The 24840-nt window shown below is 60.5% G+C and carries 21 protein-coding genes; 9 read left to right on the forward strand and 12 right to left on the reverse strand.

Annotated features, from left to right (window positions below):
* Positions 1-171 precede the first annotated feature (171 nt).
* The 9 genes from V1273_RS24670 to V1273_RS24710 all read right to left on the reverse strand — a co-directional run bounded on the left by V1273_RS24670 (position 172) and on the right by V1273_RS24710 (position 11552).
* Positions 172-1356: an O-antigen ligase family protein gene (locus tag V1273_RS24670; RefSeq protein WP_334411160.1), complete on the reverse strand. Its 1185-nt coding sequence runs from the start codon at positions 1354-1356 to the stop codon at positions 172-174.
* 663 nt (positions 1357-2019) lie between these two features.
* On the reverse strand, positions 2020-2958 hold the full coding sequence (locus V1273_RS24675; protein WP_334411161.1) for a glycosyltransferase family 4 protein: 939 nt from the start codon (positions 2956-2958) through the stop codon (positions 2020-2022).
* Between the two features lie 230 nt (positions 2959-3188).
* Positions 3189-4118: an NAD-dependent epimerase/dehydratase family protein gene (locus V1273_RS24680; protein WP_334411162.1), complete on the reverse strand. Its 930-nt coding sequence runs from the start codon at positions 4116-4118 to the stop codon at positions 3189-3191.
* On the reverse strand, positions 4115-4933 hold the full coding sequence (locus tag V1273_RS24685) for a class I SAM-dependent methyltransferase (protein WP_334411163.1): 819 nt from the start codon (positions 4931-4933) through the stop codon (positions 4115-4117). Before V1273_RS24685 ends, V1273_RS24680 begins: the two co-directional genes overlap by 4 nt.
* A gap of 60 nt (positions 4934-4993) precedes the next feature.
* Positions 4994-6061 carry a glycosyltransferase gene (locus tag V1273_RS24690; protein ID WP_334411165.1) on the reverse strand — a complete coding sequence of 356 codons (1068 nt, stop codon included), beginning with the start codon at positions 6059-6061 and terminating at the stop codon, positions 4994-4996.
* Positions 6062-6066: 5 nt separating this feature from the next.
* Positions 6067-6657: an acyltransferase gene (locus tag V1273_RS24695; RefSeq protein WP_334363862.1), complete on the reverse strand. Its 591-nt coding sequence runs from the start codon at positions 6655-6657 to the stop codon at positions 6067-6069.
* A gap of 1 nt (position 6658) precedes the next feature.
* Positions 6659-8494 carry an asparagine synthase (glutamine-hydrolyzing) gene (asnB, locus tag V1273_RS24700; protein ID WP_334411166.1) on the reverse strand — a complete coding sequence of 612 codons (1836 nt, stop codon included), beginning with the start codon at positions 8492-8494 and terminating at the stop codon, positions 6659-6661.
* Positions 8495-8497: 3 nt separating this feature from the next.
* Positions 8498-10051, reverse strand: a complete 1554-nt coding sequence (locus V1273_RS24705; protein WP_334411168.1) for a lipopolysaccharide biosynthesis protein — start codon at positions 10049-10051, stop codon at positions 8498-8500.
* 472 nt (positions 10052-10523) lie between these two features.
* Complete coding sequence (locus V1273_RS24710; protein WP_334411170.1) at positions 10524-11552, reverse strand: acyltransferase family protein; 1029 nt, start codon at positions 11550-11552, stop codon at positions 10524-10526.
* Between the two features lie 68 nt (positions 11553-11620).
* On the opposite strand from V1273_RS24710, the gene V1273_RS24715 reads away from it, so the two are divergent.
* Complete coding sequence (locus V1273_RS24715) at positions 11621-11941, forward strand: peptidoglycan-binding domain-containing protein (RefSeq protein ID WP_334411171.1); 321 nt, start codon at positions 11621-11623, stop codon at positions 11939-11941.
* A gap of 290 nt (positions 11942-12231) precedes the next feature.
* Here the strand turns inward: V1273_RS24715 and V1273_RS24720 are convergent, their stop codons facing one another.
* Positions 12232-13173 (reverse strand): NAD-dependent epimerase/dehydratase family protein, encoded by a 942-nt coding sequence (locus V1273_RS24720; RefSeq protein ID WP_334411172.1) that lies wholly within the window; start codon positions 13171-13173, stop codon positions 12232-12234.
* Between the two features lie 267 nt (positions 13174-13440).
* Here V1273_RS24720 and V1273_RS24725 point away from each other — a divergent pair, with 267 nt between their 5' ends.
* Complete coding sequence (locus V1273_RS24725; protein ID WP_334411173.1) at positions 13441-13566, forward strand: hypothetical protein; 126 nt, start codon at positions 13441-13443, stop codon at positions 13564-13566.
* A 180-nt stretch (positions 13567-13746) separates the two neighbouring features.
* Positions 13747-14688 (forward strand): class I SAM-dependent methyltransferase, encoded by a 942-nt coding sequence (locus V1273_RS24730; RefSeq protein WP_334363867.1) that lies wholly within the window; start codon positions 13747-13749, stop codon positions 14686-14688.
* A gap of 173 nt (positions 14689-14861) precedes the next feature.
* Here the strand turns inward: V1273_RS24730 and V1273_RS24735 are convergent, their stop codons facing one another.
* Complete coding sequence (locus V1273_RS24735; RefSeq protein ID WP_334411174.1) at positions 14862-18068, reverse strand: M10 family metallopeptidase C-terminal domain-containing protein; 3207 nt, start codon at positions 18066-18068, stop codon at positions 14862-14864.
* 345 nt (positions 18069-18413) lie between these two features.
* Between V1273_RS24735 and V1273_RS24740 the strand changes: the two genes are divergently transcribed.
* Complete coding sequence (locus V1273_RS24740; RefSeq protein ID WP_334363869.1) at positions 18414-19607, forward strand: CaiB/BaiF CoA transferase family protein; 1194 nt, start codon at positions 18414-18416, stop codon at positions 19605-19607.
* A gap of 13 nt (positions 19608-19620) precedes the next feature.
* On the opposite strand, the gene V1273_RS24745 is transcribed toward V1273_RS24740, so the two are convergent.
* On the reverse strand, positions 19621-20295 hold the full coding sequence (locus V1273_RS24745; RefSeq protein ID WP_334411175.1) for a GntR family transcriptional regulator: 675 nt from the start codon (positions 20293-20295) through the stop codon (positions 19621-19623).
* A 189-nt stretch (positions 20296-20484) separates the two neighbouring features.
* Between V1273_RS24745 and V1273_RS24750 the strand changes: the two genes are divergently transcribed.
* The 5 genes from V1273_RS24750 to V1273_RS24770 are packed head-to-tail and all read left to right on the forward strand — an operon-like array spanning position 20485 to position 24535.
* Positions 20485-21492: a TRAP transporter substrate-binding protein gene (locus V1273_RS24750; RefSeq protein WP_334411176.1), complete on the forward strand. Its 1008-nt coding sequence runs from the start codon at positions 20485-20487 to the stop codon at positions 21490-21492.
* A 16-nt stretch (positions 21493-21508) separates the two neighbouring features.
* Positions 21509-22024, forward strand: a complete 516-nt coding sequence (locus V1273_RS24755; RefSeq protein ID WP_442894167.1) for a TRAP transporter small permease — start codon at positions 21509-21511, stop codon at positions 22022-22024.
* Positions 22025-22051: 27 nt separating this feature from the next.
* Positions 22052-23332 carry a TRAP transporter large permease subunit gene (locus V1273_RS24760; protein ID WP_334411179.1) on the forward strand — a complete coding sequence of 427 codons (1281 nt, stop codon included), beginning with the start codon at positions 22052-22054 and terminating at the stop codon, positions 23330-23332.
* A gap of 54 nt (positions 23333-23386) precedes the next feature.
* Entirely contained in the window at positions 23387-23863 is a 477-nt protein-coding gene (locus tag V1273_RS24765) for a type II 3-dehydroquinate dehydratase (protein WP_334411181.1), read from the forward strand.
* A 12-nt stretch (positions 23864-23875) separates the two neighbouring features.
* Positions 23876-24535, forward strand: a complete 660-nt coding sequence (locus tag V1273_RS24770; RefSeq protein ID WP_334411182.1) for a hypothetical protein — start codon at positions 23876-23878, stop codon at positions 24533-24535.
* Positions 24536-24840: the final 305 nt, after the last annotated feature.

A 24840-nucleotide genomic window follows, 5' to 3' on the forward strand; every position in this document is an offset into this window, starting at 1 on the left:
CAACTGCATCTCGGACCATTTCCGCCAAGGATCGCGCGGGCTCTTCCCGGACGCATGCGATGTTCGGTAGCTCGTACCCTCTTCGTCAACGGATAGATGATCCCGTCTCTTACGTCGAAGTTGTAATGTGGCATCGCTTCATTCCAACTTGCCCTGGCAGGTCGGGATATCTCACGCGGAGGCCCCTGTCACTGGAGATGATTGTTCCGTGAGCCGGGCAGCGTAGCCTAGGAACAGGAACAGCAGGCCGGACGATACCAAACTGCCGTAGGCAAGGTCGTTCACCAGCACAAAAACCAACGCGCTGAAAACAAAGGCGCCTTCACGGTCCATTCTCGCTACCGTCCAGATCCGGCGTAGCGCAAACACAATCATCAGCACAAGCGCCGCTCCACCGAGCCAACCGAACTCGACCGCAGCCTGCAGGACAACATTATGCGGGAACATCTTCAGGCATGACGTGCGCTCGAACGAAGAGAGGCCGTGTCCGAACAAACCAGCATCCGGCATCCTTGAAACCGCGGAGCGCAGCAATGTCTTTCGCATCTCGACCGTGTTATAGGACTCAGCACATTCTTCCGCTTCAGATCGCGTGTGACCGTTGAACGGATCAATCGCGGCGCGAAGGGATCCCATCGAGGTTTGATGCCGTGCGGCAAACCCGATCGTGCCCGCCAAGACAAAGAAACCAACGATGACTGAGACGGCCACCCGCTGCCTCGACCGAGCCACCAGTAACGACGCCAGCAACGCAATCAACAGCGCGACGAATACAAATCGAACCTGCGCCGCAGCGAATATCACGATCGGACCGCAGGCAATGACACATGCGAAAATCGCCCGGTGGATTGTCAGTTTTTCCGACGTGGCAATCACGATCAGCAGGAAACCGAGTGACATCAGAAAGACCGTCGGGGCATGCCCGAAACCGAGTACGACAGGACGCCCGCGCAAGTCTACCGCCGCCCCATAGAGAGACCCCGCGACCACAATCGCCCCAAGCAGAACAATCGAAATCGTTATGGCTGAAAAGGCCCCGAACGGCTTACCTAAGGGCACGGCACGGCAGGCCGGATAGGCGGCAAGTGAAAGCGCAAACAACGCAGCATCCCGCGCCGGCGGCAGACCGTTGAGCGCCACAGAGACCGCAACAGTCGCAACAAAGGCCGCAAACAGAACGTCGATCTCGCGGAGCACAATTCCCCGGTAATGACCGAACAGCCCGATCACCACCGTCGAGCCAACCAGCACGGCCGCCGTCAAAACCGGGTTGCTGGTCGAGCCCAGCGCCCCATTGATCAGGGCGAGGATCGGGCCGCTCGAAATCAGAATCGCAAACGGAATTCGCCACGTCATGCCACAGCCCCGGTTACCCCATCCCGACCCGTCGGCAGTTTTGACAGTCGCCTCATGAGTAATATTGCAGCGCCGCAAAGCAATAAAGGAAAGTGACCAGGCTATCCAGATTTGATTTTGTTCCTCGATCAGGCGCTTTTCGACAAACTGTCACTCGATCTCAGTCAGGTTGGTTTGTAATAGGTTGCGGTAGCGCTGAATGGCGGGGAACATGAAACACAACAGGGAGGCGCTGGCCGCACATGCTCACCGACTGTGGCGATGATAACAATGGGCGCGAGACTTCGGTCCCACGCCTGATTGTTGGCCGACGCTTGGCCTAGTCCGACCCCATTCTCGACACCGTCCTGGGCAAAGCTTGTGCCGAGTGACGGAGGGGACGATGTGTAACAACGCGGAAGAATATCGCCGGTGGGAGCGCGTTTGTCTGGAGCAGGCCGAGCTTTGCCAACAACCGGAGGCTCGGGCGGCCTACCGGAGCTTGGCCGGCAACTACCGCCTCGCGGCCGCTAAGATCGAGGCCCAAATCGCCAGCCCCATAAGTTTGTGGTCCAAAATTTGGAGAACACCCTATTTCTCAAGATTGGTAGGCCGAAAGGACTACGTGTCCCGCACTCTACCTATGTAGGGCTGCGCATCGACTTGACCGCTCGCTGCGAAGCGTCACCGCAGAGAGGCCTGCATCGCACGCTGAACCGTATTGCCAAAATCCGCCGCAAAGGCCGCCACGCGATCGTCCTGATACGGAACCAGGTTTCGAATTATTGAAACTTCTGAATCCTGCGATACCCGCATCAGGTGATCGGCGAGGGTCGCGGGATCATCCGTCCCGAAATAGCTCGCCGTGTCGTTGGTCTGTTCGCGGTGGACGTCAAGATCAGACAGTATCATCGGCACGCCAAACGACTTCGCTTCCTCGACGGTTGTGCTCCATCCCTCCGATCGCGACGGATTGATCAGCCCGGTGCACGCCCGCAGCAACGCGTAAACGTGCGAAAGCGGAATCATTCCCAGATGACGGAAGCGTTTTTCGAGCCCCCGACTTCGGACCCCCGCCATGACTTCATCGAAATAGCCTCGCTCGCGCCGATCTTCGGTGCTGCCCGAGGCGCACACGACCGCATCGAACCCTCGCTCCGCCAGGATGGCCAGCGCATCGACGACCACCTGGTGATTCTTGTGCGTGTAGAACTGATTTGGCAGGTAGAAATATCTTTCAGGCAACTGATACTGCGCAACGATCTCAGCCGGATTTGCGCTCAGGAACGCCGGCGACGGCCCGGTCGCGAAACGAACCACACAGACCTCGTTCTTCGCTCCGGGATAGAACTTCCGGAAGTCGCGATGCGAGCTTTCGCTGCTCAGCATGACGGTGCGCCCCGATGCAATCTGCATTCGGAAGCCGGCTTCGCGACGCCACCGCGCCGCCGCCGGAAAAAGCTGCGGCAATCGTCGATGCTGAAAATCGGGAAACCAGGCAATTGCGGGATAAGGCAGTCGCCAACCAAAGAAGCGGGCAGCTTCGAAGACGGCATCGATGCGATGCGTCCGGAATTCGGCCACCGCCTCCCGGTCCAATCCCCATGCCAGCGCGGCAGCCAAACCGGCACGGCCGTCGAACTCCGCCGATCGCACCACCTCCACACCAGGTATCGCGGCAAGCGGCGCAAGATCGGCGTCATCGCCACCGGCCCCGGCAAACAGGATGGGCGCAAACTCGCCGCCGCGGAACTTGCTCAGCGCCTGAAATAGATTGCTTTGATAGTTGTAACCGCCGGCCCAGAGCCTGCGGGGAATATGCGTAAAGGCGAGACGCAGCGGCGACCCCTCGTTCACCGGCTCTGACCCTTGAACCACGAGACATAGTCCGCAAAGCCCTGTTCAGCCGGGATCGTCCAGTCGAAGGACAGGGCGCGGAGCGTTGCGTCGTCCGCCAGCAGACTTGACGGATCGCCGGCGCGTACAATGCCCGAAAACTGTACCGATACGCTTCCGCCCCAGCATTCTGCAAGCATGGCGGCAACCCGTGCCACGGTCGTTCCAAGCCCAGAGCCAGCGTTGATCACTTGAAAGGTCTCCGCCTGCGGCGTTCCGCCGATCACGGCCAATAGCCGCGCGACGTCGCGAACATCGGTCCAGTCCCGTACCTCCGCACCTGTTCCTCCCAACACCAGGTTCCGTTCACCAGCTTGCAGGCGGGAGCAGATGTCCCATGGCAATTGCTTGCGCAAGTTTGGTCCGTAGACCGAGAACAGCCGCGCCACCGTGCTGCGTATGCCAAAGCTGACGGCATAACTTCGGCACAGTTGCTCCATCATCAGCTTGTGCTGCCCATAGGGCGACATCGGAAGCGTTGCGGCATCCGCCGCAATTGCACCCCCATGACCGTCTCCATAGACTGCCGCGCTCGACGCGACGATCAAGCGACAATCCCTGGCGGCCCCGCGCAGCCACTCCAGCAGCCTGGCCGTACTCGTAACGGTGCGCGAAAAATCCTCAAACGGCTGCGCGATCGACAGCCCGACCGACGACCCGCCGGCCAGATGGAAAATCGTCGACGGCAGTCCGGCGCGCTCCGCAAGCGCATTGAGATTGGCCGCATCGATTTCGCCGTTCAGCCAATGCTCCAAGCCGATGCGACGCCGTTCGGCTTCGCCGATCGCGCCGTGACCGATGCCGTGAACGCGATAGCCCCGATCGGCCAGCGCTCGAACGAGATGCCGGCCGATGAAGCCATTGGCGCCGGTAACCCACACGTTCATGTTTTTGCCTTGTGACAGACGAACGAATAAAGCCGGCCGGGCCGGCGATCAAAGCGCTCTGCCATCGAAAGCAGCGACGTGAAGACACTCCTGGAAGCGAGCGCGGCGCGCCAAACGGGCCTGACCGGAATCTTGTCCGTCAATCTTTCCACGACGGCCGCCCGCAGCGTCTCGATTGTATGGGGAAACAGATTGATCGGGCTCTTGAGCGGCGAGAGCACCTCGATCGCAGCAAATCCCGCATTCCTCAACGCGCCGGTATATCGATCGAGAAGATGCGCGTGCTCGCCGCCATAGAGGTGATGCAGGGGATGTTGATCGAGGAATGCCCCGAGATCGGATTCCCTGCTGATCACGTGTTCGCGCGCGGCAATGAGCATTCCTCCGGGGCGAAGCACGCGGAACATTTCCCGGCAGGCGCTGTCGAGATCGCGCATATGGTGCAGCACGGCCCGCGCGAACACGACATCGAACACGCCGTCAGCGAACGGGAGACGCTCGGAAAACTCCTCGACCACCTCGATCGGCAAGCCAGCCTCCGCCGCAAGCCCGCGGATCGCCGCCGTCCCGACCACGCCGCTGGGGTCAGGCTCGAGCGCAGTGACCGCAAATCCGCTTCGCGCCAGCGCGTAGCTCGCAATTCCGCGCCCGGCGCCGACGTCGAGCGCCTTGCCGGTTCGATTCTCCAAAAACTTAGAAACCGCCTGCCATTCGGCACAGGCAAAGTAACGCTCGGCCGCATCGATCAGAGGGTCGTCATAGAACGCGTCGAGCACAAGCTGACGCTGGTCCGGCTGATTGCGCAGCCAAACCACGGCATCTTCCCATGTCGTGAATGGCTGCTCCACCATAAGTTAGCTAACCCAGCGCGCCATTCAGATCAGATCCTGAAATTTCGCCCATTGCAGTTGTTTGCTATAGCGCTCCTTTACCATAGCGCAACCCGCCTGAGCGATGGATCTGGCCAGGGCTTCATCTCTCATAAGCTTGTCGATCAATTCCGGTATTTGTTCGGGCGAGGAATATTGCAACATGGTTTCGCCATTAACGAAGCCTTCCGGATAGCGCCCCGCGTCGGTCAGAAGGACCGCTCCGCCCCCTGTCGCTTCAAAGCATCTCATATTGCCGCGATCCTCTCCCGCCATGTCCACGGCGCCGTTGAAAACGATCCGGCTCTTGGCGATCGCGGCATAGGCATCGCGGCCATACAACGGATCGGCGCGAATCTTCCGAATTTCGTCCGGATGACGATATGAGCGCAGCGCCGGCAGAGGGGGAAGAAAATTTGCCAATCGGGTAAGGCGCGAATCTTCGAGATAAAAGCGTGCCCGAACACCGGGCGTTGCAGCCGCCGCCCGAAGAGCCCGCCTGCGCTTGACGTGATGGCGCGAGAATCCGCCGATGAAGATGAGATCGAGTTCATCACTTCGAGCTGCGGCATAGGCATCCATCACCGGATCGTGCGCCGGGAAAAAATACGCGACTCGACAGCCCTTTTGCCGCCAACTCTCGAGAATTGAAGGAAAGTTGCATACGATCAGGTCGTATTTCGACAGGTCTGCGTTTCCGGATGGCGCAGCGCGCCAGCCAACCGATTTCTTCACACAGCCCGGCAATTTCGCGACAAACTCGCTGCCGTAACGGATCGGGTCAAGATTGTAGAACACTTCGGTGCGATGTTGCTCGATCTGCGCGAGCAGAATTTGCTCCAGATTTTCTGTCTGCAGACCGTTCTCTTTCGCCCAGAGCAGTTGCAGGTCCTTGTCGTCTCCGTTGGTATAAAATGCGTCCGGGCAGTTAGTCAGTACGGGCAGAAGGATATGGGATGCCGTAAATCTGGTATCCAGAAACTGCGCTCGTCCGGCGGCGAAACTTTGATACGGCAAGCGGCGACGATGGGCCTGGAATCCGCGAGACAAGCCGTTGTTCTGGAAGACACGCATGACACTCAACCCTCGGCACTTGCATCTGGCGGGGAGCTTAATGTCCGGATCACTCTGGCCGGATTCCCGGCAGCCAACGTGTACGGCGGAACATCCCGGGTGACGACCGAACAGGCTCCGATTGCGGCACCCTCTCCAATCGTGACTCCCTTCAGCACACTCACGTTGAATCCGATCCAAGCCCTATTGCTCACCACCACTGGCGCGTGCGCGATCTTCTCCCAATCTTTCCGGCCGGCACTCCATTCGCGAACGTCGTTCCGGCGGTCTATCCAATCGATGCTGTGGGAATCGTGGTCCACAATCGTAATCCCCCATGACATGATGACGTCGTCGCCGATGGAGAGGCTTCGATAGCAGACCAGGTGGCTTCGTCCGATAAATGTGCGGCTTCCGATCTGAATTTTGCCTCCCGTTTCCTCGAAACTGATATCAGCGTGGACGATCGAATCTTCTCCTACCGACAACGCGTTGCCTGCCGCGCGCCTGATGCGGCGCCACGCGATCGTCGACCCACGTCCGATACTTACGGCCCCGGAAAGCCGGCTCTTCCAGCCAAGGATGGCGTCGATCAGGCCTATCAGGATGCGCCGCATGCTAAGACCTCGCCAGCATCCATTTCATGTTCAGATACGGCCAGATGCGGCCGGCCGACTCCCAATCCCACTGTTTCGAGAAGGTCAAATGGCCAACGGTCCGGCGCAAGCGTTCCTCGTCCACCAACTCGGCAAACGCCGGCACCTTCTGGTCGAGCAAACCCGCGGTCCAGCCGGCCAGAGGTCCGTTCAACCATTCGGGCATCGGCGAATTGAATCCGACCTTCCGGCGCCCCATCCGGATGGACTCCGGCATCAGGTTAGCCATCGCCTTTCGTGCAACGACCTTGGTATAGCCATTCGATGACTTGCTGGATTCCGGCAACGCCATCGCATAGGTGACCAGACGCCAGTCCATGAACGGCATGCGGACCTCAATGCCGTGAGCCATTGACAGGCGGTCGAAGTTTCGCAGGATGGTCGGCAGCACGGTGCTGTGAAACATCCGGTAGAGCCGTCGGTTCAATGCCCCCCAGTCGCCCGGCAGCACGTCGTCTTCTCCGACCAGCGGGAGCTCCACCGGCACGTCGCGCAGACCGTCACGCAGGAAATAGTTTCCCTGGCGTCGGATCATCAGCGCGCGCAGCAGATCGACACCTCGCCTCGCCAGCGCCGAACTTGAGCCAAGTGCGGCAGCCGCGTTTCGCATCCAGAACGCTCCCGATTGCCCCTCCTGAAGATAGGCCCCCATCAACTCGTCCGCGCCATGGCCGTCCAGCGACACTGTCACGTTGTGACGCTTGAGTTCTCGATAGATCAACCAGGCCGCGCTTGGAAGTCCGATATAGACGTCATCATTGTCGTCGAGGATCTGGTCGAGTTCGGTTAGTGCGTCGGCCCGCCCAATCTCCAGGAATGTCGGCACGACCTCCGCCCACGCCGCCGCCTCCTCCGCCATCGGCCGCTCGTCATTTGAGGCGCCGGGAAAGGTCGCCACAAAAGCGTGGCGCCACGAGGTGCTGTCCCGCGGACCCATGCCGGCCTTTTCGTGCGCGGCCATGGTGCTGATCACAGCCGACGAATCGAACCCTCCCGACAGACAGGTCCCGATCGGCACGTCGCTGCGCATCCGAAGCGCGACCGCGTCCTGGAACAGTTCGCGAAAGCGCTCCACCCGTTCGGCTTCAGTGTTCGGGACCACCGGCAGGTGATCCACCGTCCGCCACCAACGCCGGACCTCCAGTTTGCCCTGGCGCAGCGACATGCAATGTCCGGCCTGAAGGCGGCGCACCTCCCGGCAAAGGGTCCGTTCGCTTCCTTCGACTCCGAAAGCATCAAGCATAAGTCGCCGCGCCACGTCGATATCCAGCGACACGTTGATCAGGCCGCTTCGCACCAATGCGCGCTGCTCGGATGCAAAGACAAAGCGTTCCGATGTCAGCGCATACAACAGCGGCTTGATGCCGAAGCGGTCGCGCGCCAGAAACAGTTCTTCGGCTTTGGTGTCGAAGATCGCCAGCGCCCACATTCCGTTGAAGCGCGTCAGCATGCCTTCCCGCCACGCTTGCCATGCGGCCAGAATGACCTCGGTATCGGACTGGCTGCGGAAGATTGCCCCCTGCGCCTCAAGCTCGCGCCGCAGTTCGAGGAAGTTGTAGATCTCGCCGTTGAACACGATCACATGGCGGCCGTCGCCGGAGACCATCGGCTGAAAGCCTCCCTCGCTGGGATCGATGATGGCGAGCCTGCGGTGGCCGAACGCCAAGTTGCGGTTCGCGCTGAACCAGCTTCCCTCGCCAAAGGGTCCGCGATGCGCGAGGAGATTCGTCAGTCGCGAGATTTCCGACGGTTCGACCGCGTTGCCGCGAAGGTCTATGATGCCCGCAATTCCGCACATTCGTCAGATCGCCTTGAGGGACAGGAAGCGGCTGGCGATGACGCGGAGATCCCGCCAGCAGGCCGCGCCGTAGGGACCGGCGCGTGAGATCGCGACCGCGACGACGAAGATGATGCCAGCCGCCAGCAGATAACAGCTCCCCACGTACCACCAGCCAATTGCCTGGTCGAGTTGCGCATTACGGAAGCCATATCGCAACGCCAGCGCGGTTGCGATGCCGACGCCAATCGGCATCAACACGAAGTGGGTCAGACGCGACCGCATACCGGCGAGGCCGAAATGCCGGCGCAGCAAGATCACGACGGTGACCATTTGAGCGATCATGCCAATGCAGGCGCTCCAGCCCGCCGCCTGCCATCCGAAATACGGCAAAGCGATCGCACTGGTCGCTACCGTGAACACGCCCGTGAGCAATGAGATCACGGCATTCGAACTCGACCGCCCTTGCGCCAGAAGATAGAAAGCAAAGACATTCGAGCTCGACCCAAGGATGCCGGCGATCGACAGTATCACCAGCACACGCTGGGCCTCGGCAGCCACTTCGGCGCCGGTCCACAGATGAAGCAACGGGCCGGCGACGGGGATAAGGCCGCCAAGCGCACTCGCGGCGAGCACATTGAGTATCCAGGACGAGCGGAACAGGAGATCGGCCTTGCGATCGTCAGTCTCCTTCTGTAGAGCGCTGAAGAACGGGAAGAGAATTTCGCCGACCTTCAGGACGCCGATATACACCGCCTCCTCCAGCCGCTGCGCAATCGTATAAAAGCCGACGAATTGCGGCTGCAGCAAAGCTCCGAGCAAGTAACGATCCGCCTGTGCGGCAATGAGCGCGCCACTCTGTGCAGCCAGTTGCCAGCCACCCAGCTTGACGAGGTTGCTGAGCGACCCGCGATCGATCGTCGGGCGCGCGAGCCACTCGCCTACGACACGTCGGGACCATCCGAAGGCCAGAACAAGGCTCGTTGCAAAACCCAACGCCTGACAGCCGAGAAACGTCGAGGCTTGAGGCCAGCGCGGAATCAACAACAGCATGGAGCTTGTTGCGACCACGGTACTGATGATGCTGATCGAAGCAACCCTTCGATAGTCCTGGCGCGCCGTGAACAAGGCCAGGAAGACAGCGGACAGGCACTGGCACAACCATCCGGCACTGGCCAGCACAAATGCGAGTCCCAGATCATCCGCGGACGGCCCGCTCAGGTGAAATCCAAGCCGCGCAAGCGGTGCCCCGGCCAAGGCGAAGATCATCACAATCGCGCCGCCGGTTGCCAATGCCAGCATCAATGCGGTTGCGAATAAGCGTCGCGCATCGTTGCGCTCGGACGGCTCCAGCCGCAGGGCGAGCTCCCGCGTCGCCGACAATGCAAGCGCGTTGCTGAACGCCAGCGCGGGCGCAACACATGCGGTCACCAGACCAGCGACGCCGAACGCTGCGACACCGAGGCGAAACACCACGAACGGAAGGATCACGAGATTCAGTGCTACGGCCACGACAAAGGCGATCGCGTTCCAGGCAGAATTACTCAGTAGATCGGTCGGACTTTTTCTCAATCCCATATTAGCTATCGGGCCATCGCACTTTGCTTAGCTTGCTCGTCAGATCGACCGCCAACGTCCTCAAGGCATCGCGACATCGATCAGCAAATGAGCTCAGCTACCCGATGACTGAGGAGCTAGGCCGTGCCGCGAAGAACAAGAAGCGCACTTGCTGCCTAGTTGAAGAGTGGACAGAGAGCGATCGCGGAGTGTTTGGTTTACCCTGCCGCTGTCTATCTACAGGAGCTGCTAAGCGGCCGCAATGCAGTCCCCGTAAACCATTGAAATAGCAGGATTTAGCACTGTCGCTGGTACGGCATTTGCGGTCCCAATTACTTCTGCGCCGCTATGGGGTCAAGTGACGGTGTGAACGATGCGTCGATCGTGAGGCGCGCAAACCAGGCGCAGACCACGACTACCAGCGATTCTTGTTCACGAACACCGCTGGTGGCGCTGCAAATGCAAATCCCGGCTTTGTCCAGTGCGTGGGAAATCAGTGAGATGTCATACGGATTACTTCAACGGCCGGTGTTCTGGCTTTTAGTTTGTTGCGCAACTTGGCGAGCAGTGGCTTTTCTATCCATAGGTGAGCCGCTATTCCGACGAGCGCAGCCGATGCAATCGAGAACAGCATTACGCTAGGTGAATCCTTTGCTGTCGGTAACGCAAGATCGCGCAAGTATGGTCGTATCTGCTCGAACCAGGTCGTGTGTAGAAGGTAGATGGAATAGGATGCTGCGCCCAACAGGAGCGCGGGCTGCCACGTAATCGCAAGGCCGGCGCTCTCCGCGAATAGCGCTGCCGCCACCACGGCGATCGGAGCGATCCAGATCCACTGATCTACGAAAGCGGGGCAGAGCGGGTAGACGAAGTGCAGGCCAAACCAGACCGCGATCAGGCTGCTGCAGCCAATGGCTGCGGCGCGTGGGGTAAAGCGGCCGAGGATCGACCAGACGTAGTACAGGACAATCCCGTAAACGAAATAGGTGACGTAGGAGTGGGCGTAGAAATGCAGCAAGAACACCCGCTCGCCGGTCGCCCTGTCGAGCGCGATCACTGAAATCACGGCAATGGCCGTCAGCACGGGCGCCCATCGCCGGCTCAGCGTCAGCATCACCGCGAAGACTGCATAGAAGTAAATCTCGAAATTGAGGGTCCAGCCGATCCCGAGTACCGGGAACTTCTCCCACGGGATGAACAGGAACGAGCGGATTGTGTCGACGATCAGCGCTGGCTCGCCCGTCAGCCAGAATGATGGCCAGACGATGCGGAGCCTGTGGTTCGTCAGGATCATCAGGAACGTCGCGATCCAGTAGAGCGGGACGATCCGGATCAGACGCTTGAACAGAAAATCCTCTTCGCCGTTCTGCGTGATGTAGCTCATGATGAAGCCTGAAATCACGAAGAAGATGGCAACGCCCTCAAAGTCCGTGTGAAGGTTGCCTGCGAGCCGGTAGTCGGTGTGATAAAACACCACGCCCATCGCAGCGACAGCGCGCAAAAATTGAAGATTAGCAATCAAGTGATCCCCCCACCTCAAGCGGGGCGGGAGCATAGCCGACCGCGTGCACTCAATCAAAGGAAACTCTGATGGACTTTTGCGACCTGCAGTCGCGGCTTGCGGCCGCGCACCTCTATGACGGCGCCGTCGACGGCCTGCTCGGCGGTCTGACCAAGGCGGCGATCAAGGCGTTTCTGCTGCAGCAGGGCGTCGACGGTTTCGATCGGTGGCCGATCGGACGCCTGGTCGCCGCGCAGCAGTTGATCTGCCGGATCGACGGTATCGAGACCGGCAAGATCGACGGCCTGGCCGGGCCGCAAACCAAATATGCGTTTCAGGTCTGGGACGCGCGATGCGAACTGCCGGCGATAGTTGTCCGCTCCTGGTTAGGCAGGCAGCTCGCGAGCTAATCGATAATCCTGTGAAAGAACTTCGGGCTCATGCTGCTTTGCGGCGTGCTCGCGGCTGCGTTGGCGGCCGTATAAAGGCGGTCAAAGTGGCATTCCGATTGAAGGTCAGCAGCGCCCGACGTCTGGACGAAATTGATGTTGGCGACCTCGTGGGGCGTTCAGCGGCGATCGTGCAAGGACCGTTCGGCGGCCGAACATCGTGTCGCTCCTGATCGGAGCGTTAACGGTAGCACTACTTCTGCACATTCTCTTGGAGACGACAATCCAGAGCCGGACGGCTTTTCGATAGGTCAGTGATCGGGCTCGCGCAATGCCCGTCTCAGCCCCTCATCGAGCGTGATCGGCGGCCGCCAGCCCGTCGCATTGGCCTTGGAAAGGTCAAGCTCCAGGGAGCCGAGGAGGCTCTCTTTGACTTCCTTGCGGCCGCTGACCCTGAGCAGCGCGCTCAGCAGCGGTCTCGGGATGTGAAAAAGGCGCGCCGAACCACCCGCCGCGTGTGCAAGCCGCGTGATGAATTCCGGGGTGGAAACCTGCTCCTCATCCGCTAGGAGGAAAACCTCGAACTTTTGCTCTCGGCGCGGAAGCCGATGCAGGATAAACGACGACAGATTGTCTACGGCCAGGAACGCACGACGATTGTGAATCCCCGCAAACGGAAGCGGGATGCCAAGTCCGACGGCCTTCTGCAGCAGCGCGAAATTCCCTTTTGCGCCGGAACCGTAGATCAGCGGCGGTCTTATGATGGTCAAGGACATCTCGACGCCTTGCGCCAACGTCTTCAAGCCGGCTTCGGCGGCTGCTTTCGACATTCCATAAAGGCCGCGCGGCATCAGATCGTCGTCCTCGCGAAACGGGGCGCGACCGTCACTGCTGCGGCCGTGCACCAGAATGGTGCTGACAAAGATGAAGTGGCGCACACCGGCGTTCAATGCGCTGCTCGCAAGGTGCAGCGTGCCTTCAATGTTGACATTGCGATAGACTTCGACTGCGCGCTCTTCATGTGGACGGTGGACATGGGCCGCAAGGTGAACCACGGCGTCTACGCCAGCAAGCGCGTGTTGCCAATTGGTCGTGGCGTCGATCGATTCGACCACGACTTCGCCCTCGCGTCCTGATGGCTTGCGAACGCCGCGGCGCACAACCCATCCATCGCGCGCCAGCGCGAGCGCCAGATGCCAGCCCACGAAACCGCTCGCACCGGTTACCAGGACGACGCCTCGCCCATCCGTCATGACATCGACCCTGCTCGTTTCGGATTGCGCAAAGCAGCCCCTAATTCAATATGGCATAGCTCGTCAAGGCGCGATCGAGACTGAGGTTGCCGGCGATCGCAACCGCGCGTTCAGCCGTCGAGACATCTTGCGACAGACACGCAGCGCGTATCGTCTTATCAATTGAATTTGGCATGGCCTGTGGGAGTTCAATAAACGAAGGCCTTAATCCACCTGTCCATGATCAATCGCAAGCACTATCAATCCCGTTTCGGAAACCGATGGCGGATGATGCTGAAGCTTGACCGTGGAAGTGCGTTTGGTTTCCCCAACAAGGGCAACGCCAGAGACCATCATGTTGGCCAGATCGGCATCGATCTCGGGATGATCATCAACGCCACAGACCGGGAGTAAACGTGGCGAAGGTCGCATGTGGAGTCTGACGATCGCTTGCCGTGAATGGACAAAGGCCCCAGCTCGTCCAGCTCAGCAGCCAAGCGATCGACACAACAGCTACTACAGTGACCTGCGCTGACTTGCTCAACTTAAAGTTTGCTGATATTGGTCCCACTCGGATCGAGGAAAGGACCTGGCATGAAGTTCTTATCGTCCGCGTTCCAACGCATGTTCGCTCCAGGTGATCCCGATGCGGCGATCAAGGCAAACCCACGTAATATTTCCGCGTGGATCAGATTGATCGACACGCGTGCCCTGTCCGGAAGCTTGAGCCCCCACGCTATGGCCCTGATCAAATCCCATGACCTTTATCCGACTGGGCATGCGGTCAACTATTTCGCAGCAGATATTGCCAAGAAAGGGGGAGAGGCCCTTGAACGCCTGGCGGCCGATCCGACCAAGAATGTGGAGCCTGCGATCGAGGAACTCGTAAAGTGGAAGACGGCCATCCAGTGCGGCCACTCGCACGACGTGTCCAAGGGCTACTTCATCGATGCAGAGCCGGCTATGGAATTGCAGTGGAATCAAATCATCTTCCCCTTGATTAGGGATCTCGATTTTACCACGGTGCTCGACCTCGCCTGCGGACATGGCCGCAATTCCGAGTTTCTACGCCGACACACCAAATTCTTGCACCTCGTCGATATCAACCAAACGTGCATCGACGCCTGCCGCACGCGGTTCGGTGACACCAAAGACGGGACGCGGTTCTATTATCATGTCACCGACGGCAATCATCTCAAGATGATCCCGAACGACGGCATCACTCTCGTCTACACCTGGGATTCGATGGTTCATTTCGACAAGTTGATCGTTCGCGACTATCTGCTCGACATCAAGCGGGTTTTGAAGCCTGGCGGATCGGCGTTCCTACATCATTCGAACTTCGGTGAGATGGCTCCCGACAGCAACTGGGCCACAAACACCGGTACGCGGTCCGACATGTCCGGCAAAATCATGCGGGAGTATGCTGCTGCACTCGGACTTGATGTCGTGCTTCAGAAGATCCAGGGCCGCGCGGAAGGTTGGGGTGAGGACGGACTCGATTGCGTCTCGATCCTGCAAAAGAGGGGCGTTTAGTGACGAGTTAAAATACGGCCAACAGTTGCGACGTAAAGTGTCTCGAAAGATGGCCAGCCTTCGGCATACCGCAGAACGTCTGCGCTTCGCGTCTTCGCAAATTCCGCAACTCCGAATTTTTCGACTCGCCCCTCCCCGTTTGCCGGATTCCGCCGCGGGCGCATGGTATCCATCTAAATAAACTGAAAATCGGAAGCGTGCAGATTGGAGAGGAGCACGTTGTGCAGCGTCACCAGATTCTGTGCATCTTGTGCTATCACTACGTCAGGCCCGAACTGCTGCATGTGGCTCTGCACAGCACCCATGTCGGCAAAAACCGCGTGATCGAACTGGATCGAATCCACGCCGGCCGCGGTGTTTGATCCGAAGTCGGATCGAAAAACGAATATATCGGGGCCACCGCCCGCGTTTAGAATATCGTTGGGGCTGCCGATTAGCGCTGTTGGGCCGACCCCGCTTGAAGTGAGCGTCTGACCGCCGAGGTGCCCGTCCAACACATTGGCAAAATGGCCGGCTACGCCGTCGCCGTTCAGGTCCTGCTGGAAGGAGGTCTCGAGCGATTGCAGCGCGGTGTTGGTCCCCGACACGAAGGTGAGAGTATTGGTGATATAGTTGCCGCTGCTGTCAGTGCTCCACGCATTGTACTGACCGGTACCGGCATTTTTCCATACCACATCATAGCCGGTTGCGGTCTGCTCCGCGCCGATCGGCGCCCAGCCCGCCCACATGCCCGCAGTCACCGGCGCGCCTCCGAATTTCAAGACGGGACCAGAACCGGCCTGGTGGAGGAAATAATTGCTGCCGATCTGGGTCAGGCTGGTCGAGCCGGCCGACTCGATCACCACAGTGGGGGCGCCGATTGTGCCGTCGCCGTTGAGGTCCTGCTGGAATGAGGTCTCGAGCGATTGCAGCGCGGTGTTGGTCCCCGACACGAAGCTGAGAGTATTGGTGATATAGTTGCCGCTGCTGTCAGTGCTCCAAGCATTGTACTGACCGGTGCCCGCGTTTTTCCATACTACATTGTAGCCCGTTGCGGTCTGCTCAGCGCCAATCGGCGCCCAGCCCGCCCACATGCCCGCGGTCACCGGCGCGCCTCCGAATTTCAAGACGGGACCAGAGCCGGCCTGGTAGAGCAAATAATTGCTGCCGATCTGGGTCAGGCTGGTCGAGCCGAACGCCTCGATCACCACAGTGGGGGCGCCGATTGTGCCGTCGCCGTTGAGGTCCTGCTGGAAGGGGGTCTCGAGCGATTGCAGCGCGGTGTTGGTCCCCGACACGAAGGTGAGAGTATTGGTGATATAGTTGCCGCTGTTGTCAGTGTTCCACGCATTGTACTGACCGGTACCGGCATTTTTCCATACCACATCATAGCCGGTTGCGGTCTGCTCCGCGCCAATCGGTGCCCAGCCCGCCCACATGCCCGCGGTCACCGGCGCGCCTCCGAATTTCAAGACGGGACCAGAACCGGCCTGGTAGAGCAAATAATTGCTGCCGATCTGGGTCAGGCTGGTCGAGCCGAACGCCTCGATCACCACAGTGGGGGCGCCGATTGTGCCGTCGCCGTTGAGGTCCTGCTGGAAGGGGGTCTCGAGCGATTGCAGCGCGGTGTTGGTCCCCGACACGAAGGTGAGAGTATTGGTGATATAGTTGCCGCTGCTGTCAGTGCTCCACGCATTGTACTGACCGGTACCGGCATTTTTCCATACCACATTATAGCCGGTTGCGGTCTGCTCCGCGCCGATCGGCGCCCAGCCCGCCCACATGCCCGCGGTCACCGGCGCGCCTCCGAATTTCAAGACGGGACCAGAACCGGCCTGGTAGAGCAAATAATTGCTGCCGATCTGGGTCAGGCTGGTCGAGCCGAACGCCTCGACGACGACTGGCGTTGTCACGATCCCAATAAGATCCACGGTGGATATTGCTGCATTTCCCGCGAGATCTATAGCGAAGTCAGCAATCCCATCTCCATTCACGTCACCTTGTAAGGTTATCATGCCCAAGGAGTTATCATAAACGTAGTTCAATTCTCCGGCAGATCCACTGAACGATGCTGCGCCTGTGAAATGGAATAGATCAAGCGCGCCGGTCGAGGTTATCGCATCGATTCCGCTGAGATCGATGTGGTCGGTGCCTGTCGTGAAATCCGTGATCCGATCATGCTGGCCGCTCGCGGCCGAGCTGTCGCCAAAGGCAAATACGAACGTGTCGGCGCTGGCGCCGCCGGTCATATTGTCCTTGCCGCTGCCGCCGATCAGCCTGTCGTTTCCGCCGCCGCCGGCCAGCGTATCGCCGCCACCGCCGCCGGATAGCGTGCAGCCGAAGCCGCTTGCGATCAGCGTGTCATTGCCGCTGCCGCCGATGGCCTTCTCGATGATCGCGCTGAGCGCGATGCCGATATTGTTGACGAGGCCGCCGACCGAGGAGAAGGCGCCGGAGTGCAGATCGATGGTCTGGGCCGACGAATAGCCGGAGCAATCGAGCGTGTCGTTGCCGCCGCTGTCGTAGATCGTCAGTGCCGGCGCCGAAGCGTAGTTGCCGAAACTGAATACCGCGCCCGCATTGCTGCTGAAGCCATAGACGGTGTCGCCGGTTCTGGTCGAGGTCGCCGCCCCGTAGATCGAAGCCATGGCGTAGATGTCCGCCATCTGCGGCGTGACCACGTAGCGGTACGAGCTCCCGGAATAATTGTGCTCGCCGAAATACGACATGATCGAATATTGCCAGGTGTCGTTGGCATAGATCGCATTGGTCGAATACGACGCGCTGCCGTTGTACGGCCCCTGGTGGCCAAGCCCGAGCGCATGGCCGATTTCGTGGACGTAGGTCTGGTAGGCGTAGCTATCGATGCCAGTCTTGCCGTCGTTGGCGCCGCCGTCGGTGGTGACCCAGTCGGTGCTGATGTTGATGATCTGGTAGGAGATCGCGCCGCTCCCCGACCACTGGCCACTGCTATAGGCCTCCATCGTGCCGTTGTGGGTGAACGTGATGTTCGCGGAGCCGGAGGTTTGGACGAAGCTGATGTTGGCAACGTCGGACCACGCCTGCAGTGCCGATAGCGCGAGGAACTGCTCCGCCGAATTCAGGCCGTTGATGTTGTAGGTGATGGTGTTGGAAGCAAAGTGATGGGCGACGTTGTTGTTGTATTGCCAAAAGCCATTGACGAGGTAGTTGGCGAGCGTCGCGATCGACGCGACCGGCTTCGCCGCATACACCTCGCCGCTGGACACGCTGGCGGCATCCAGCGCCAGCGGGTAAGGCTCGCCTTCGTCGCCGAACTCCTGATCCTGCGTCTCGTCAGGTTGGAGCGCGCGGTCGCCGGCCCCGGGCGCGAACGGCTGGAAGGCCCAGATCTCATCGGAAAGCAGATCATTCTTCTTCATCGATCGGGCCTGTCAGCAGGTCGTTCGCGCGAGAATCGCAAAAGCACACGGAAGGCTAGAGTCGCCTTCATTAACGCTTGTTTACTGGCCGGCTTTGTCGCCTCCCTGCTTTACGCTGCATTACGGCGAAAAGCAGAATCCGCGGTCCCGCCCCCGTAGTCTTCCGGGGTGGGATTCCGGCTCTTCGCGCTAGCCGTCCCGCCGATCCAATAAAGGAACCTTGCTGCTGCCAACGATTGGCCTCGCCGGGCGCCGAACAAGCAGTTGGAAATCAGCGCGAGATTTGTTTAAGTCGGATCGGGCTGCTCCCTCCCAACGCGAAAACCAAAAAAACAAGGTTTCTCAATGCCTTTCCCACGCGCTTCGCAGGCCCTTTCCCGCTTCACCGTGCTCGATCTGACCCGCGTCCGGTCCGGGCCGACCTGCGTGCGGCAGTTGGCGGACTGGGGCGCCAACGTCATCAAGATCGACGCGCTCTTGGAAGATAGCGGCGGCGAGCAGCCGGGCGGCCCGCGCCATGGCTCGGACTTTCAGAATCTACACCGCAACAAGCGGGCCATGACACTGAACCTGAAGGACCCAAAGGGCCTCGAAGTGTTCAGGCGCCTCGCCGCCAAGGCCGATGTGGTGGTCGAAAATTTCCGCCCCGACGTGAAGGCAAAACTCGGCATCGATTATGAGAGCCTGCGCCAGGTCAACCCGCGCCTCGTCTATGGCAGCATCTCCGGCTTCGGCCAGGATGGCCCCTACCACAAGCGGCCGGGTTTCGATCAGATCGCCCAAGGCATGGGCGGGCTGATGTCGGTCACCGGCGCGCCGGGCCAGGGCCCGATGCGGGTCGGCATCCCCGTCGCCGATCTCACGGCCGGGCTGTTCTGCGCCCTCGGTATCCTCACCGCGCTGCTGGAGCGCGATGTTTCCGGCGAGGGTCAGTGGGTGCAGACCTCGCTGTTGCAGGCCCAGATCTTCATGCTGGATTTCCAGGCCTCGCGCTGGCTGATGGAGAAGGAAGTCGCCAAGCAGGCCGGCAACAACCATCCGACCTCGATCCCGACCGGCGTCTTCAAGACCTCCGACGGCTATATCAACATCGCGACCACAGGCGGGCGGATCTGGGAACGCTGTGCGCAGGCGATCGGCGCCCCCGAACTGATCACCAACCCCGATTACGCCACCGCGCCCGCGCGCTCCAAGAACCGCGACGCGCTGAACGAAGCGATCGGCAAGCTCACCGAAAAGAAGTCGACGGAAGCCTGGGTCAAGGAATTGAACGAAGCCGGCGTGCCCTGCGGCCCGATCTATTCCATTGACCAGATGTTCGAGGACGCCCAGGTCAAGCACCTCGGCATCGCGCAACACGTGCCGAACGACGAGAACCGCCACATCCAGCTCGTCGGCCAGCCGGTGACGCTGTCGCGCACGCCAAGCAGGATGGCCGCGCGCCCGCCGGAATTCGGCGAGCAGACGGAAGAGGTGCTGGCGGAGTTCGGCTTCGGCAAGGACGAGATCGCGGACCTCAGACAGCGCAAGGTGGTGTAATCCGCCCTACTTTTTACTTCAGCGTTGCCGTCGCGAGCGCGTGCTCCACGCAATTGTTCACGTGCGCGCGCAGCGTCTCAGTCGCGGTCTCGGCGTCGCGCTTCAGCGCGCTATCGAGCAGCGCCTTGTGCTGGGCGGCGGGCTCGCTGCCGCGGTAACTGAACGCCACCATCTGATAGCGGAAATATTTGTCGAACACCAAGGCGTGCGTCTCCATCAGCGTGCGCGAGCCGCAATTGGAGATCAGCGCCTGATGAAATTCACCGTCATAACGCTTCCACTGCTCGAGCTCGCCCAGGCCGGTTTCCATCAACCGCTCCGTTGATGCCAGCTTGTGATGTGCGGAAACCACGCGCCCTTCCCACTCGACATCGGCATTGGCGAATGACACGCCCATCGCGTGCTGCTCTAGCAGCAGCCGAAGCTCCGCGAGCTCGCGGAGGTTTTCGGCCGAGATCGACGCCACCTCGAAGCCGCGCCTGCCCTCGGCCAGCACAAAACCTTCCGCCGTGAGCCGGCTGAGGATTTCGCGCAGCGTAGAGACGCTGACGCCGTAGTCCTCTTTGAGACCTTCCAACCTGAGCTTCTGCCCCGGACGCAGGCGGCCGAACACGATGTCGGTGCGGATGCGGCGATAGCCGTCATCCCCGACCGCTTCCTGCTCTTCCGTTCGCTCGACCAGTGTCATTGCCAATCCATGCGCCAGGCAGCCAACCGGCAAGTGCCACGTCAGCCGATTCCGCTCAAGTGCTGCGTTTTATCCTATATATCACATTTCATATGATAATTTAGAAATTATACTTTGACTTTGTATTTCTCATATGAATACTCCCCATCGCGACGTTCAAAGATCGCGTACCAACGGGGAGAAACCGCCATGCGGATCGGATTGCTGTGCGCTGCTGTCAGCGTTTGCGCGCTCTTGGGGACACCGGCTTCCGCCCAAGTGCTGGAACGCACCATCCGCTGGGGCCATCTCAACAACACCGATCATCCGATCAGCTTTGGCGTGAAAAAATTCGCCGAAGTGCTGGTCGCGAAAAGCGGCGGCAAGCTGAAGATCCGCGAGTTTCCGGCCTCGCAACTTGGCAACGAGATGCAGCAACAGTCGGCGGTGCGCGGCGGCACGCAGGAAATTCTCTCGGCGTCGACCACCTCGCTCGCCGGCGTCGTCAAGGATCTCGGCCTGTTCGACTTCCCCTTCACCGTCAGCACGTTCGAGCAGGCCGAGGCTCTGGCCCAGGGCGCATTCGGAAAGGCGATGCTGGAGTTGCTCCCCGAGAAGGAACTGATCGGGTTGGGCTACTGGGGGCTCGGCTTCCGCAACGCCACCAACAGCAGCCGCCCGATTGCGAAGGTCGAAGATTTCTCAGGGCTCAAGCTGCGCGTGATTCCGAACCCCGTCTATCTCGAAACCTTCAAGGCGCTGAAGGCAAACCCGGTGCCGATGGCGTTCGGCGAATTGTACACCGCGCTGGAAAACAAGACGGTCGACGGCCAGGAGAACCCCTACAGCGTCATCCTGTCGAACAAGTTCTACGAAGTGCAGAAATACGTTTCGGCTACCAACCACACCTTCACCCAGAACGTCATCATCGTCAGCAAGAAGTTCTGGGACGGGCTGTCGGCGGAAGAGCAGAAAATGCTGCGCGACAGCTTTGCCGAGACGCGCGAATATCAGCGCGATCAGACCAAGCTCGCCGCGGAGAAAGCGCTGGATGAACTGAAGGCCAAGGGCATGCAGTTCAACGAGATTGCGCCTGCCGAATACGCCCGCATGCAGGACGCCACCAAACCCGTCGTTGAAAAATTCTCGGCCGAATATGATCCCGCCCGCGTAAAGCTATTCACGAGCGAAGTCGCGCGCATCCGTGGCGCCAAGTAGGCCCGTCATGGGCACCATCGAGCGGCTGATCGACCTTTACTGCCGGCTGCTCAAGCTCGCGATCGCGATCTGCCTCGCTGCGATGGTCGTGCTGGTCTTCACCAACGTGGTGCTGCGCTATCTCTTCAATTCAGGGATAGCGACGTCAGAGGAACTGTCGCGCTGGCTTCTCGTCTGGCTGACCTTCCTCGGCGCCATCGTGGCGCTGCGCCTGCATGCCCATCTTGGCGTTGACACGCTGGTCCGTGCGCTCCCGCCGCGCGGCAAGCTCATTTGCTTCGTGGTGAGCTATCTGTTGATGCTCTACGTGGACGCGCTGCTGACGCTCGGAAGCTGGAAGCAGGCGGCGTTGACCTTCGGCGACAGCGCGCCCGCCTCAGGCATTTCGGTCGGACTGTTCTTTTATTCTTCCGGGCTCGTATTCGGCGTGTCGGCCGCCGTGATCCTGCTGCTCGATCTCGTGCGGGTGATGAGCGGATCCGCGTCGGAACAAGATCTGATCGCTGTGAAGGAAAGCGATGAGCACACCTGATCAGCCTTCGATGGCGGGGAGCCGGGCATGACGCTTGCGGTCTTCACGTTCTCTTTGCTCGGCGCGATGGCGCTGGGCATGCCCATCGCCTTCGCGCTGATCATCTGCGGCGTCGCGCTGATGCATTCGCTCGACATTTTCGACTCGCAGATCGTTGCCCAGAACATCATCAACGGCGCCGACAGCTTTCCCCTGATGGCCGTGCCGTTCTTCATGCTCGCCGGCGAGGTCATGAACCGCGGCGGCCTCGCTAGGCGGATCGTCAATGTCGCGCTCGCGCTGGTCGGGCACGTCAAAGGCGGCCTCGGCTACGTCGCTATCCTCGCCTCCTGCGTGCTGGCGTCGCTGTCGGGCTCGGCTGCGGCCGACGCCGCGGCGCTGGCGGCGCTGCTCGTCCCCATGATGGTCGCGGCTGGTCACCGCAAGATGTATGCGGCGGGCCTCGTCGCCGCCGGCGGCATCATTGCGCCCGTGATCCCGCCGAGCATCGGCTTCGTGCTGTTCGGCGTGGCCGGTGGCGTCTCGATATCGAAACTGTTCCTCGCCGGCATCTTCCCCGGCCTCATGCTCGGTGTCGGATTGTGCCTCGCCTGGTGGTGGGTCGCGCGCGGAGAAAATATCGAAAGCCCGCCGCGCAAGTCGCTCCGCGAGATCGTCTGGGCCTTTGTCGACGGCTTCTGGGCCCTGATGCTGCCCGCGATCATCATCGTGGGCCTGCGGTTCGGCGTGTTCACGCCGACCGAAGCCGCCGTTGTCGTTGCCGTCTACGCGCTGTTTGTCGCGACCTGCATCTACCGCGAGCTCAAGATCGGCGAACTCTACGAAGTCTTCGTCTCGGCTGCACTCAGCACCAGCGTCGTCATGTTCCTGGTCGCGGCGGCGCTGGTGTCGTCCTGGCTTATCACCGTTTCGGAAATCGCCACCCAGATCGTCGACCTTGTCCGTCCCTTCATGGGTAACCAGACGCTGCTGATGCTGGCGATCATGCTGCTGGTGGTCATCGTCGGCACCGCGCTCGACATGGCCCCGAGCATCCTGATTCTCACCCCGATACTGATGCCGATCGTCAAGCAGGCCGGCATCGACCCGGTCTATTTCGGCGTGCCCTTCATCATCAACAACGCGATCGGCCTGATCACCCCACCCGTCGGCGTCGTCCTCAATGTCGTCTGCAGCGTGTCGCGCATCAGCATGGAGGACATCGTCAAGGGCATCTGGCCATTCATGATCGCCCAACTGATCGTGCTACTCCTGATGGTGCTGTTTCCATCAATCGTCACCGTGCCGGCGAAATGGTTCGCCGGCTGACATGTTGCCGCGATCGGCTACACTGCCCCGTCATTATCCCGTGAAAGGCATTCCATGCGCATCATGATCCTCAATGGCCCGAACCTGAACATGCTCGGCATCCGCGAGCCGCATATCTACGGCTCGACCACGCTCGATGCCATCAAGACCTCCTGCGAGGAGTTCGCCGCCTTCACCGGCACGCAACTGGCGTTTCACCAGTCGAACCACGAGGGCGAGCTGGTCGACCTGATCCAGTCCGCGCGGACCTCGGCCGACGCCCTCATCATCAATCCCGCTGCCTACTCCTTCACTTCGATTGCGATGTTCGACGCCATGAAGATCTTCGAGGGGCCGATCTACGAGGTGCACATCTCCAACATTCATGCCCGCGACGAGCTGCACCGCCACTCCAAGCTTTCGGCAGCCGTGAGGGGCGTGATCGCGGGCCTCGGCCCCTATGGTTACATCGTAGCGATGCAGGCCGCACTGCAGGGGGCCGGCCAACTGCCCGCGGCCCTTCCGGCCGCCATGCGCATCGGACCAAAGTAAGGGAAGCCCGACATGCAGGGATCCGGTTATCTCGCGATCTGGAGCGATCTGACGCCGCAGGACGAAACCGACTGGGCGCACTGGATCACCCGCGAACACGCCGCCGAGCGCGTCGGCATCAACGGCTTCCTGGCCTGCCGCATCTTCCGCGCGCTGGGCGCGTCGGTGAACCGCTACTTCATCCTCTACGAACTCGAGGACGAGCGCGTCGTCGGCGGTCCGGACTATCTGGCGCGGCTGAACGCGCCGACGCCATGGTCGCAACGCATCATGCCGCGGCTCGGCAATTTCGCGCGCGGCGGCGGCCGTGTCGCGGCGTCTGCCGGCACGGGCCAGGGCGGCATCGTCGCGCCGCTCCGCCTCGACAACGCGCCATCCTGGGATGCCGCCACGCTTGTCGCTGAGCTCGCTCGCCTCGACAGGATCATTGCCGCACGCGTGCTGCTCACCGACATCGCACAGACCTCGATCAAGACTCGTGAGAAAGGCATGCGAAGCAACGACGGCTCTTTCGCCGTCCTGCTGCTGATCGAGGGACTGGACGAGGCTGCCGTCCGCGACGCCCTTCATCACCTCCGCAAGATGCTTCCGGCCGAGGATCACGGTGCAATCGACAGCCTGCCGCTCTACCGGCTGGCGTTCAGCCTGCCGAAGTGGCTCCTGCCGGGCTGAAGCGCAGACGATGAAGGCAGTTCGCTTTGCGTTCGAAGCGGTTGCCAAGGCCTTACCACATTTCCGCTACAATAAAGGGGCATACTTCTTGTCCTGCTCAACCGGTTTGAACACCGGCCTTTCGTTCGATCCCTCGGCTGCGTCGCGAAAAGAGGAGCATGACCATGGCGATAACGACGCTGAAGGTTTTGGCGAGCCTGCTGCAACTGCACGGCCCAGGCGCGACAGTACAGAGCGATCATCAAGGCATCGACGCACTGTTGAGTGACCTGCGCGGCCAGGGTACCGACCCTGTGGCAACCGAG

Origin of the sequence: Bradyrhizobium sp. AZCC 1721 (assembly GCF_036924715.1) — a bacterium.
Taxonomy (GTDB): Bacteria; Pseudomonadota; Alphaproteobacteria; order Rhizobiales; family Xanthobacteraceae; genus Bradyrhizobium.